Source organism: Chryseobacterium mucoviscidosis (genome assembly GCF_002177115.1).
GTDB classification, from domain to species: domain Bacteria; phylum Bacteroidota; class Bacteroidia; order Flavobacteriales; family Weeksellaceae; genus Chryseobacterium; species Chryseobacterium mucoviscidosis.
This window is the reverse complement of sequence record NZ_MVAG01000088.1, coordinates 48,543-62,071: the sequence shown is the minus strand read 5'-3', so window position 1 is coordinate 62,071 and position 13,529 is coordinate 48,543. Positions and strand designations below refer to the sequence as shown.

Sequence of the window (13,529 nt, the reverse complement as noted above, 5' to 3'; positions counted from 1 at the left end):
TCTATGAAATTTACGAATGACAATACGGCATACAGGTTTTCTAAAAGCCTGTTTTTTATTTTTCTGCTCAGCTTTTTTACGTTGAGTTATTCTCAGGGTCCGATCGAAGGAACTCCGACACCGCCAAGTGTTCTTCTTCCTGAAAAAACGGATTTTTCAGAAAATATTACGTATAAAAATAATGCTTCCGGCAACCCCATCAAATTGGATCTGTACAAACCGAAAAACGCGGGTTCTGCAAAACTTCCGGTGGTTATTTATGTTCACGGCGGAGCATGGGCAAAAGGTGATAAAGTAGTAAGATCCAACAATTATATCGAAAATTTCATTTTAAAGCTTGTTGAAAAAAATTATGCTGTGGTAAGCATCGATTATACCCTTGTAAGCGAAACCGTACATTTTCCGCTGCCGATTCAGGATACTAAAGATGTGGTGCGATGGGTAAGAAAAAATGCAGATCAGTATCATTTTGATCCCAATAACATAGGGTTTTTCGGAGCTTCTTCGGGAGCGCATCTCGCTCTGATGGCTGCATACACGAATGATAATGAATATTTGGGAAGCCCTGAATTATCTTCTTATTCGGCAAAGGTAAATTATGTGGTTGATAATTTCGGACCGACTGATATCAATCAACTTCTTCATACACGACTGGGAAAAGTTCCGGTGTCTATTGTCGGTTTGTTCTTTAAGCCGATTGTTGAGATCAGAAAGAAACTGGTTTACGGAATTTCCGGCTACAATATCAATGATGAAAAAAGAAAAGCTATAGATTATCTGGAAACGATTTCCCCGATCAATGAGACTGAAAACGGTATTCCGACCTTTATTCTTCATGGAAATAAAGATAAGGTGGCACCATTGAGTCATTCTAAAAAACTGGTAAAAAAACTGAAAAAACAAAACATAGAAGCTGAACTTGTCGTGGTTGAAGACGGAATACATGGTTTCGGAACAACTGATAAAAAATATATGGATCAGCTTACGGATGATATGATCCGTTTCATTGAAGCACATAAAAAGTAAAAAGTTTTAGTTTAAATTCTAATTGAAAATAATTTGCTTTTCAACAAAGAATATTTAACCTTTTTATATAACCAAAAAAGGTACAAAAGATAAGATAATCCTTATTCAAAGTGCTGATTTTAAAAGAAAAAGATCACAATAGTTTTAAAAATCTTTGATTTTTATTCTTTTGAGCGCTTTGATTATTCTGGAAATTCGCTTTATAATTATCTTTTGCATCTTTTGCGGTTGATTCTGAAATTAGTTTAAATTGCAATTGAAGATCTTTTTAACATTTTTCATGAAAGGTTTTTAACTATTCATTGTTATGATGATCTAAAAATCAGAATTTAAACTAATTTCGTATGAAAATAAAAAATCTATTTTCTGTTCCTGCATTTTGTTTTTTAGCATTATCCTGCAGTTCTTCTGATGATATTACGGAACCCTCTTCAGATCCGAACAGTACGGTTTCTACAACGGAAGCGATGTACTTTCCTCCTTCCAACAGTGATGTCTGGGAAACCAAATCTCTTTCTTCATTAAACTGGCATCAGGATAAAGTTCAGGATCTTCTGACCTATCTGGAAACCAAACATTCTAAAAGTTTTATGATCCTGCAAAACGGAAGAATTGTTATGGAAAACTATTTTTCGGGACATACTTCTACTACACCTTGGTATTGGGCAAGTGCCGGAAAAACATTAACCTCAACCGTAACGGGAATTGCAGAACAGGAAGGATTTATCAATATCAACAATAAAGTTTCCACATACATCGGAACCGGCTGGACAAGCGCTCCTTTGGCAAAAGAAAATTTAATTACCTGCCGGAATTTACTGACGATGACTTCCGGATTGGACGACAGTCTCGGAGATAATGTAAGTCCGGCAAATCTACAGTATAAAGCCGATGCAGGAACACGATGGGCGTATCATAATGTTTATGTAAAACTTCAGGATGTGGTTGCTGCAGCAACAGGACAGACATGGTCACAATATTTCAATACCAAACTGAGAGATAAAATCGGGATGACAGGAAACTGGATCCAGAGTGGTGACAACAGTGTGTATTGGAGTACAACGAGAAGTATGGCGCGTTTCGGACTAATGGCTTTAAACAACGGAAACTGGAACGGAACACAGATCATCAACTCGAATTATTTTCAAAGTGCGACAAATACTTCCCAAAGTATCAATTTAGCCTACGGTTATCTGTGGTGGCTGAACGGAAAGACAAGTTATCATATGCCGCAGACTCAGTTTCAGTTCAACGGAAAATTGATTCCGAGTGCACCGGATGATATGTTTTGTGCTTTAGGTAAAAATGATCAAAAAATCTATGTCGTTCCAAGCAAAAAACTCGTCATCATCAGAATGGGTGATGCTGCAGACAATGTGAATCTTGCTCTTTCGGATTTTGATGATGTTTTGTGGCAGAAAATAAATGCGGTGATTAATTAAAGTGAATGGTGAATTTGCTCTGCAGTCAATTGTGAATTTTTTGCTTAAAAATCTAATCCAACGTACATCAACTATCAACTATCAACTATCAACTATCAACAAAATTAATTATCCGGTTCTTCATACAACTGACTTCCCCAAAACTGAATATCTCTTTCCGGAAGATTGGAATGATAAAAAATTTCTTTAACTTCTTCGATGATTTTAGCAACGGCTTCCGGATCGGTTGTTCGTATTCTGGTTTCGTGGTTGTCTTTCACGCCGCTTCCTGTGAAATTTAAAGAACCTAAATAAGCAATTTCGTCATCAATAATGTAAATTTTACTGTGAATGAAGGTTTTATTGGTAGAATTTCCGCTATTCGGAGAAACAAAAACCTTGAAGGGAAAAAGCTGCTTGTAGCTGTAATGGTAAACTTTAGTCCTTTTTATTTTTTTAACGATGGAATCTCTTATCAGAAACATTAAAATGACAATAATAAATCCGTAAGCAAGTTTAAAATTGTTTAAAAGATACATCAACGGAAGCAAAACCACGCCCAAACCGATCATGGCAAAAAGCAGGGTTCCGGAGAGGCTTACCAGATTGTCTCTGGTCTGTTTTGCCTTTTCGTCAACGTGTTTATTCTGAATAATCAGTTTGTGAATATTCTTGTCGTAGCCGTAAAAATCTTCGATTTCATCGCTGGTAACCAATCTTATTTTAATTCCTCTGGAATGAAGATAAATCAGCTCTTTAATTAAAAAAGGAGAAAGATAGGGAGAAACAATTTTCACATTTCTCTGAGCATTTCTGATATCCTGCATCATTTTAGCTCCTGCACTTTTTCCTATATAAATATCACAAACCGCATTGTTGTAAAACATACCCATCGTTCGAAATCATTTTATTTTCGCTCCAAAGAAAGAAAAAATAAAAAACTTTGCAAAATAATTAGGAGAGAAGTTGGAGGGTGGAAGATGGGAGTTAGAAGCTGGAGGATGGAAGTTTAAAATCTGTATGTATATTTATTAACATCAAATTTTCCTGCTTCTAACTTCCCTCTTCCCGCTTTAGCCTACCTCATCATACTTCCATCTTCCTACTTCCTTCCTCCATCCTATCTCCTGCCCTTTTCCACTCTTTTAATTTCGTTGATAAGCAAAGGAAAAGCGGGTTGCGCCATTCCGCCGTGATTAAAGCCCTGAAGTTCGTATAAAGTGGTTTCTTTATGACCTTTGAGCTTCATCATTCGCGCCATATAAGCATTTTCTTCATATCTTCCGAGCAGCTCTTTCTCGCGGTCTCCGGTAATTAATAACAAAGGCGGTGCATCTGCTCTTATGAAATGCAGCGGTGCATATTCGTCAATTCTGGCATCCAGTTCATCAATTCCTTTTTCTTTTCTTGTGGTAAAATGCGAGATCATCTGTCCGCTGAAAGGGATAATTCCTGCAAATTTATTGGCATCAATTCCGTATTTGTTCAGGTACATTTTATTTAAACCTACCATAATGGCAAGATAACCTCCCGCAGAATGTCCTGAAATAAAGACAAGATCTTCATTTCCTCCATAATTTTTAATATTCTTAAAAACCCATGCTGTTGCTGCGGCTGCATCTTCAATGTATTTCGGGGCATTAACTTTCGGAGAGAGTCTGTAATTGACTCCAATCACTGCGATTCCTTTATTTTTAAGCCCTTCCGGAATTTCCTTTTCACCTCCGGTTAATCCTCCGCCGTGAAACCAGATCACCGTAGGAAAATTTTTCACATTTTTCGGAATATAAATATCCAGCACGCATCTTTCATTGATGTAAGCATCAGATTTACTGGTTTTTTCATCATAATAATGGATATTATTTTCGGTACGGTATTCCTGAGAAAAAAGCGGTGTGGAAAACAGGATAAGAAGTAAAAATAGCAGAATCCTTTTCATTATAAAACTTTTATGGTTTAAAGATACAAATTGTCTTTCAGCCAAATAAAAAATGAACCCGGAAAAACCGGATTCATTTCAGATTAAGAATTAAAAAAATTACTTAAAAATTAAAGTTAAGTCTTGAGAATACATATCTTCCGTTCTGCCCAAACTGTGAAGTTGATCTTGAGTAAATAAACTGATCGTTATTGGAAGAAGCAGGAAGGTTTTTCGTTGGGTAAATATCAAATAGGTTATTGACACCAACGGTAAGTCCTATATTTTTGGTCAACTGATAAGCCAGAGAAACATCGGTTATGATTTTATCTGTAATTTCCTGATGTTCGTTCGGAGAAATGACACCGTCTCCGTTTGCATCGATAATATCGGGACTCGTTACCTTTCCGAAGTAGGTATTTCTAAGATAGAAAATAGCATTTCCCCAAGTAAGCTGATTGGATAAGCTGGCTTTTACTCTGGGAACTGCTTCTTCCAGATACACTCTCGATGCTTCGGAAAAATAAACATTTTCCAGATTTGAAGACTGTAATAATCCGGATGAATGGATGGCTCCGACTTTTCTGGTCTGGTTAAGATTGATCGCAAAATTATTATCCAGTTTGATGTTGGAGAATTTTGCATTATGCGCAAGAACAATATCCAGTCCTCTGGTTTCCGTATCTATTGCGTTGGTAAAAAGCTGTACGGCATTTACTCTTTCGGCATCGTAAATCAACTGCGTTGCCGGAGAAACGGCAGATCTTGCAAACTGACCGGTAAGCAGAATTCTGTTATCAATTCTGATGAAATATCCGTCTGCGGTAAGCGTAAGTTTTGCCGAAGGAATTTTATAGGTAAATCCTACACTTGCAGATTTTGAAGTTTCCTGTTTCAGACTTGGTATTTCCAATGAATTGGCAACTTTTGAATCGTTGCTGAACGTTCCCACTTCCAGAAGCTGTCCGTTTGTAAACAAAGTTGACGTTACATTATAATAAATCTGATGAATGGAAGGCGCTCTGAATCCTGTAGAACCCGCAAATCTGAAATTAAGGTCTTTATTTACTTTGATTCTTGAAGCCAGTTTATAATTGAATGTAGAACCGAAATCTGAATAATTTTCATATCTCACGGCTGCATCTGCCAATAACCAGTTGGTAAAATTGAATTCAACATCTGCGTATCCAGCAATTGCCTGTCGGTTTTTATTTACTGCGTTTTCTGGTTTAAATCCACTGAAAACCTGAGAACCTCCCGGAAGTGTAGCGCCGAAAAAGTCGGTCGGACGAACTGTATTTCCGGTCCAGAGATTTCCGGAAACATCATACGTAGCGTAAGATGCTTCTTCTCCTGCTGTTATTTTGAAATTTTCGTAACGGTGTTCTGCTCCAAAAGCCACATTGATTCCGCTCCAGACATCATATTTCTTTGAAAAATCTAAATTGATTGTATTTTGGGAAAATCTTAAACCTCCTGCATCAAATTCATTCGGAGAATTGAATCTTAAAGAGGTATTTCCGGTATTTTTAATATCATAACTGAAAGAATTCTGCCCGAAAGTATTGCTGAAATCGATATTCCAGCCTTTCCAGTCTCCTTTAATTCCTGCGGAAAGCGAAAGATCCTGAATGTCTGTTCCGATCTGCGGCAGATAACCGTTGGGATACAATCCTGTAAATGTTCTGCTTTGGTTAGGTCTTCTAAAAAATCCTCCCGAAGTTCCGTGTCTGAAGCTGTATCCGCCAAAAGTATAAACTTTCCAGTTGTCGTTCAGCGGAACTTCTACATTAGCAAAAAGCTGATGATTATTCAGTTTAGACTGTCCCACCTGCATATTGAAATCTTTTCTGGACAAACCTCTGTAAGCCAGCTCCTGATCCGTCACATTCGTATTTAAAATTCCCTGTAATGCGGAAATTGTATTCGCCGACTGAATCTGGTTCTGTAACGTCGGAGAAAAATAATTGACTTCCTGCGCATACTGATGAATATAATTGATGATCTGTTGGGAATTCGGAGTATTGTTAATATTCGTGAAAAGGGATGAAAGATTCACGCCGTTATTTAAAGCACGCTGTTCAATCGCGTTGTAAGCATTGAAAATGTTTCCGCTTTCTGTTCCCGCTCTATAGGTAGGATTTCTGAACTGGGATGTCCACGTAATGTTATAAAATCCGCCTTTCTTCCCAATTTTATTTCCGTAGTTAAGGTCTACCTGAATATTCTGTCCGTCAAAATCTCCTGTGTGATCGTTGGCCGTTGGAGTAAGATTTCCGCCATAGCTTAGTTGTCCCGTCAGTTTTCCGGTATCTCTTTTCAATCCTAAATTGATGACTCCGGCAATGGCATCCGAACCGTACTGCGCAGAAGCTCCGTCTCTTAAAACTTCAATTTTATTGATGGCAAAAGACGGAATGGCATTAAGATCGGTTCCTACTGTTCCTCTTCCGGGAGATCCGTTTACATTGACTAACGCAGAAGTGTGTCTTCTTTTTCCATTCACAAGAACCAAAACCTGATCGGGACCCAACCCTCTGAGCTGTGCAGGATCCAAATGATCGGTTCCGTCTGCATTGGTTTGTATGGTTGATGTAAACGACGGTGCAATGAAATTAAGGATTTGTGCGACGTTTGTTTGCGGTAAAATAACCGAAGATTCTTTGATATTGAAAACGTCCACCGGAACCGGACTGTCTACTTTAGACCTTGCTCCGCCTCTTGATCCTAAAATAACAACTTCCTCTAAGTTGTTTGTTTTTACTGTATCTTTTTCCTGTGCGTACGCAAATGTTCCCAGGAAAAATAATACCGATGCCGAAAAAATAGTTTTTTTATTCTTCATACATTCCTCACTTTAAATTCATGTTTTAAAAGTGCAAATGTAAATTATATTTATTAGTCTACAAAATTAATAGACTAAAAGAATGCAGAAAATGAATATTGTCATCTTCTATTTTTTAAAGTTGAAATGAATTTTAGATCTTAGTGAGTTTCGCGTATTTCAGGATAAGATTTTTCTCGCCTTCATACTGAAAGACTACTTTGGCTTTGATATTCTGAGGATCTGTTCCATCGAGGAAAGTCACTTCTCCGATTCCGAAACGGTCGTGTCTTACTTTATCGCCCACTTCGATATCCTGAGAAGAAGCTCCGCTCGGATTGATGATTTTTGCCGTACTTACAGGTTTCAGTTTGCGTGGTTCTGCAATCGGTTTTGAGCTGTCGCTTCTTTCGATGGTTTTCTTTTCCACCTTTTTGAAACTTCTCATTTCCGATGGATGTTCATCAAAAATATTGGATTTGATGCCCGAATTGTTGATAAAACGTTTTTCAATTGCAGGATTTACAAATTCGATATATTCTTCATCTATTTCACTTAAAAATCTTGAAGGTTCCGCATCGGTAATTTTCCCCCACTGGAAACGCGAAACGGCATAAGAGAAAAACACCTGCTTTTCGGCTCTTGTTAAAGCAACATAGAAGAGACGTCTTTCTTCTTCCAGATCTTCTCTTGTGGAAGAACTCATAAAGCTCGGGAAAAGGTTTTCTTCAAGCCCTACCAAATGTACAACCGGAAATTCAAGGCCTTTTGAAAGGTGAATCGTCATTAGCGAAACCATATCCTCTTCATTGTTCTTATCCTGTGTATCGGCAGAAAGGGCAATGTTTTCAAGGAAATTCGGTAAGCTCGGATCTCCGTCTTCCAACTGCATCTGTTCTTCAATGAATCCCTGCATTGAGTTCATTAATTCCTGAACGTTTTCTACACGGGAAATTCCTTCGGGAGTCTGATCGTCTTTTAAAAATTTAATCAGTCCGCTTCGTTTTGCCACTTCCATCGCAACACTGTACGCAGTTTCCGTTTTCAGCAGTACCTGAAAGGCTTTGATCATCGACCAGAAGTCGTTCAGTTTGTTTAAAACTCCGTTGTTAAAGCCTAAATGTGGCGCATACATCGGTAAATTATCGAGAACCTGTGAAATGGAAATATTTTGAGCATCTGCAAAAACAGTCAGTTTATTCTGAGTGGTTTCTCCAATTCCTCTGGTTGGATAGTTGATGATTCTCATCAACGCTTCAGAATCGTTTTCATTGACTAAAAGTCTCAGATAAGCGATGAGATCTTTTACTTCTTTTCTCTGGTAGAAAGAGAGACCTCCGTAGACTTTGTAAGGAATATTTTTTCTTCTCAGCGCATCTTCGAAAGCACGCGTCTGAGAGTTGGTTCTGTATAAAATGGCAAAATCACTGTATTTTCTCTGCTCACGGTTTCTGGTTTCCCAGATGTTTCCGGCTACGAAATTCGCTTCATCGGCATCGGAAAGGGAACGGTATACTTTGATCTTTTCTCCTTCTTCATTTTCGCTGAAAACATTTTTCTTGAACTGCTGAAGGTTTTTCGCGATCACTACATTCGCCGCATTTACAATATTCTGCGTAGAACGGTAATTCTGCTCCAAAGCAACCGTCATTGCATCCGGATAGTCTTTTTTAAAGTTTAAAATATTGTAGATGTTCGCACCACGGAAGGAATAGATTGACTGTGCATCGTCTCCTACGACACAAATATTTTCAAATTTTGAGGCTAAAGCTTTAACGATAAGATACTGAGAATGGTTCGTATCCTGATACTCATCCACAAGAATGTATCTGAATCTGTCCTGATATTTTGCTAACACTTCAGGGAAACGGGTTAACAATTCGTTGGTTTTTAACAGCAAATCGTCAAAATCCATCGATCCGTTTTTGAAGCACTGCTCTACATACCGCTGGTAAATCTGCCCTATGAATTTCATATTGGCTTTTTCATCGGCTTCCATCAACTCAGGATTGTTGAAATAAGCTTTTACGGTGATGAGGTTGTTTTTATATGTCGAAATTCTTGCCTGAACTTTTTTGGGTTTATACAGATCGGCATCAATATTCATGTCTTTCAACACTTTTTTGATGACATTTAATGCATCCTGCTGATCGTAAATGGTAAAGTTGGAAGGATATCCGAGATAATGCGCTTCATTTCTCAGAATTCTTGCAAAAACAGAGTGGAAAGTTCCCATCCAGAGACTTCTTGCATTGCTCTGGCCCACTACTTTTGCAATACGTTCTTTCATTTCTTTTGCTGCCTTATTGGTAAAGGTAAGCGCCAAAATATTGAAAGGATCTATTCCGTTGGTAATGAGATGGGCAATACGCATGGTAAGTACACGCGTTTTTCCGGAACCCGCTCCTGCGAGAACCATTAATGGTCCCTTTAATGTGGTAACGGCTTCGTATTGTGATTCATTCAGTCCTTTCAGATAATCCTCCATGCTGCAAAAAATTTTTGGGAACACAAAATTAGTGTATTATATGGAGAATTCAAATTTTGGATTTTGATGTTTCAAGAAAATCTGTTTTTATTTAATATACGTTCTCACACGGGAAATCATATCTCCCATATCGAAAGGTTTTGCGATAAAATCATTGGCTCCCGCATCGAGTGCAGACTGCTCCAGTCCTCGGCTTGCGGACATAATAAGCACCGGAATATCGCGTAGCTTTTCATCGGCTCTTATGGTTCTGCATATATCTCTTCCGTCTTCTCCGGAAAGCCACATATCCATGAGGATAACATCCGGTTTTGGCTGTGTATTCAGTGCATCGAGCATATCCGATCCTTTATAGAACTTGGCAACGGTAAGTCCTTCAAGCTCCATCATCATCTCAATAGAATCAACAATTGCAGGACTATCATCCAAGACTAAAATTTGTGTAGACATGTTTTATATTTTAATTTTAGGTATTTCGAAGCAAAAATCAGACCCCTTTCCTTCCACGGAGTGAACATAAATTTTTCCTCCTGTCCTTTTGATGATCTCCGAGGAGATGTAAAGTCCTAATCCTAAACCCGGAAAGGTATGTTCTTTTGTTCCGCTTACCCGGTAATATTGCTCAAAAACCTTGTGTTGTTTGTCTTCCGGAATTCCAATTCCGAAATCTTTCACACTGAATTTTATCATATTATCTTTCATCTGAGTAGAAACAATAACTTCATCTGCATCAGGAGAATATTTGATGGCATTGCTGATCAGGTTGCTCATCACCTGAGAAATACGGTGCCTGTCTGCGGTTACTTTCCCGATCTCACTTTTATTAAAAAGGATTTTATGTCTTGCGGTCATCTGCTGTTCTACAATAACGTCTTCCACAAGCTGATCAAAATCAAAATCAGATTCATTAAGCTGGATCTGTCCTTTCTGAATTTTGGTTACATCCAGAAGATCATTCACAAGCTCCGTCAGTTTATCAATCTGGTCGTTCATTCTTTTTGCCACCTCTGCATTTTTATAATCGCCTTTTTTATTAAGGTTCATTTCAATAAACTGGGTGTAGAGTTTTAAACTGGTAAGCGGAGTTTTAAGTTCATGACTGGCTATGCCCAGAAAGTTATCTTTTTGGTTCTGCAGTTGTTTAAAATCATCTATATCGGTAAAAGTTCCGATCCACTGATGTATTTCTCCGTCGGGATTAAGATTGGGAACCGCTCTTCCCAGAAACCAGCGGTAAACTTCCGGGTCATCGGGATCCGAAAATTCATATTCTACTTCAAAGGGTTTTTCTGTTTTTACACTTTCTTCCCAGATTTTTAAAATATCAGGATAAACTTCAGGTCTTATGATATTTTTAATGGCGTCATTGGCATCTTCTTCTTTTTTGAACTTCATGTATTTGTACCAATTGTCGTTCATGTAAGTTATTTTGCCATACTTATCGCAGGTCCAGACAAACTGAGGCATAGAATCCGCAAGATCTCTGTATTTTTTTTCACTTTCCTGTACTTCTTTTCTGGCTTTTACAAGATCTGTAACATCTACTGCCATATTAAGGATCGCATAAACTTCCCCATTGGAGTTTTTAAGCGGTTTATAAGAAAAGTTGTAATAAAAAGTCTGAAGTTTGCCGTCTACTACAAGATCTGCAGGGTCTTCTGTTGCAGAATAGGTTTTTCCTGTTTTAAAAATTTCTTTTAATAAGCCGATAAATGGCTGTCCTTCCAGTTCGGGAAGTGCTTCTTCAAGCTTCATTCCTATTACGGAGGCATCTTTTCCCCAGGTTTTCAGCATCCTGTCGTTGGCAAGTTCTATGTATAAATCTTCTGAATGATAAATAGCGGTGGAATAATCTGATTGTCTGATGAGGTCTTCAAAACGGTACTCACTTTCTAAAAGTTTCTGCTCGGAAATAACGTGCTCGGTAACTTCTGTGGCTACAACACTTACTCCGGTAATTTTGTGATCCTCATTATACACAGGTGCATAAATGAAATTAAAAAAGTGTTCTTCGTAATTTCCGAATTTTTCTAAAAAAACCGACCATTTATTGCCTTTAAAAACTTCTCCTGTCCTGTAAACATTGTCTAATATTTCAAAAATTCCCTGTGGTCTTATTTCAGGAAGCACCTCTTCAAGCTTTTTTCCTATAACGGATGCATCTTTTCCCCAGAGTTCAAGAATCTGCTGATTGGCATTACTGATGATAAAATCTTCCCCCATAAGCAAAGACATCGCCACCGGAGCCTGACTGAATAATATTTTAAGCGACTCATGAGAGATATTCTGGTCTAAAAAGTTTTTCATTACAATAATGGTTTCTGTTTTACAAAATTAATTTTTATTCTAAACTTTCACTGAAAATATGATACCACTTTTTAACATAATAAAATTTTATTTCAAAGAAGTGCTTTTAAAGCTAATTTTATTTTGATTATAATGTAACAATTAATGTATTTTTGGAACTAATTGACAAAACAATTTCTACTTTATGAAAAAGCGACTTCTTTCTGTTGCTGCAGCGGCTTTCTTCGGAATGGCTCTTAATGCACAACAAATTAAATTCGAAGAGTATGACTTACCAAATGGTCTTCACGTAATTCTTCATCAGGACAACTCGGCTCCGGTTGTAACAACAGGGGTAATGTATCACGTAGGTGCAAAAGACGAGGTAAAAGGAAGAACAGGTTTTGCACACTTCTTCGAGCATCTTTTATTTGAAGGAACACCCAACATCAAAAGAGGTGACTGGTTCAAAATAGTTTCTTCAAACGGGGGACAAAACAACGCTAACACAACGAATGACAGAACGTATTATTACGAAACTTTCCCATCAAACAACGAGCAGTTGGGTCTTTGGATGGAGGCTGAGAGAATGCGCCATGCGGTGATTAATCAGGTTGGTGTAGATACTCAAAGAGAGGTTGTAAAGGAAGAAAAAAGATTGAGAATGGATAACCAGCCTTACGGAAATCTTTTCACAACAGTACAGAAAAATTTATTCACTAATCACCCATACAACTGGCCTACAATCGGTTCTATGGAGGATCTTAATGCTGCGAAATTAGAAGAGTTTCAGGCATTTTATAAGAAATATTATGTTCCGAACAACGCTACTTTGGTGGTAGCAGGAGACATTAAGCCTGAACAGACTAAAAAATGGATTAAGGAATACTACGGAGGAATTCCAAAAGGAACAGTTTACCCGAAAGATTTCCCGAAAGACGCTCCTATCACTCAGGAAAAAGAAGTAACGGCTACGGATCCGAATATTCAGCTTCCTGCTTATGTATTTGCTTACAGAACGCCGGGTAATAAAGAGAAAGATGCTTACATTTTAGATATGCTTTCTTCTTATTTAAGCAGCGGAAAATCTTCTGTTTTATACAAAAAATTAGTAGATCAGGATAAAAAAGCGCTTCAGGTACAGGCTTTCAACCAAGGTCTTGAAGACTACGGTATTTTTGCATTCTTTGCGATCCCGATGGGACAAACCACAAAGGCTACTTTGCAGGCAGACATCGATGCAGAGATCAAAAAACTGCAGACGACTTTAATTTCTGAGGAAGATTATCAAAAACTTCAGAACCAGTTTGAAAACCAGTTTGTAAATTCTAATTCCAATATTCAGGGGATTGCTGCTTCACTGGCAACCAACCACGTTTTGATGGGCAATACAAACCTGATTAACAAAGAAATTGATATCTACAGAAGCATCACAAGACAGGATCTTCAGAATGCAGCTAAAAAGTATCTTAATTCCAACCAAAGAATAATCATCAATTACGTACCTGAGAAGAAGTAATCTACCGGTAATTAGGTTAAAATGATTATTAAAAATTAAATTTTTAC

Annotated in this window: 9 protein-coding genes; 3 read left to right on the top strand and 6 right to left on the bottom strand. The window is 37.8% G+C overall.

Features of this window, described 5'->3' with window-relative positions:
- The first annotated feature begins 3 nt into the window (after positions 1-3).
- Positions 4-1,026, top strand: a complete 1,023-nt coding sequence (locus tag B0E34_RS05475) for an alpha/beta hydrolase (RefSeq protein WP_087707660.1) — start codon at positions 4-6, stop codon at positions 1,024-1,026.
- A gap of 344 nt (positions 1,027-1,370) precedes the next feature.
- On the top strand, positions 1,371-2,468 hold the full coding sequence (locus B0E34_RS05470) for a serine hydrolase domain-containing protein (RefSeq protein ID WP_087707658.1): 1,098 nt from the start codon (positions 1,371-1,373) through the stop codon (positions 2,466-2,468).
- 104 nt (positions 2,469-2,572) lie between these two features.
- Here B0E34_RS05470 and B0E34_RS05465 read toward each other — a convergent pair whose 3' ends face one another.
- From B0E34_RS05465 to B0E34_RS05440, 6 genes are all read right to left on the bottom strand, one after another.
- A complete protein-coding gene (locus B0E34_RS05465; RefSeq protein ID WP_106408104.1) occupies positions 2,573-3,340 on the bottom strand; it encodes a phospholipase D family protein in 768 nt (255 codons plus the stop codon).
- Between the two features lie 227 nt (positions 3,341-3,567).
- Positions 3,568-4,386, bottom strand: coding sequence for an alpha/beta hydrolase (locus tag B0E34_RS05460; RefSeq protein ID WP_087707657.1), 819 nt, complete (start codon positions 4,384-4,386; stop codon positions 3,568-3,570).
- Positions 4,387-4,489: 103 nt separating this feature from the next.
- Complete coding sequence (locus tag B0E34_RS05455) at positions 4,490-7,210, bottom strand: TonB-dependent receptor plug domain-containing protein (RefSeq protein ID WP_087707655.1); 2,721 nt, start codon at positions 7,208-7,210, stop codon at positions 4,490-4,492.
- Between the two features lie 133 nt (positions 7,211-7,343).
- Positions 7,344-9,677: an ATP-dependent helicase gene (locus B0E34_RS05450; RefSeq protein WP_087707653.1), complete on the bottom strand. Its 2,334-nt coding sequence runs from the start codon at positions 9,675-9,677 to the stop codon at positions 7,344-7,346.
- Between the two features lie 87 nt (positions 9,678-9,764).
- On the bottom strand, positions 9,765-10,127 hold the full coding sequence (locus B0E34_RS05445) for a response regulator (protein ID WP_087707650.1): 363 nt from the start codon (positions 10,125-10,127) through the stop codon (positions 9,765-9,767).
- Between the two features lie 3 nt (positions 10,128-10,130).
- The gene (locus B0E34_RS05440) at positions 10,131-11,984 is read right to left on the bottom strand and encodes a PAS domain-containing sensor histidine kinase (protein ID WP_087707647.1); all 1,854 of its coding nucleotides are present in this window, start codon (positions 11,982-11,984) and stop codon (positions 10,131-10,133) included.
- 184 nt (positions 11,985-12,168) lie between these two features.
- Here B0E34_RS05440 and B0E34_RS05435 point away from each other — a divergent pair, with 184 nt between their 5' ends.
- A complete protein-coding gene (locus tag B0E34_RS05435; RefSeq protein WP_076395751.1) occupies positions 12,169-13,482 on the top strand; it encodes a M16 family metallopeptidase in 1,314 nt (437 codons plus the stop codon).
- Positions 13,483-13,529 lie beyond the last annotated feature (47 nt).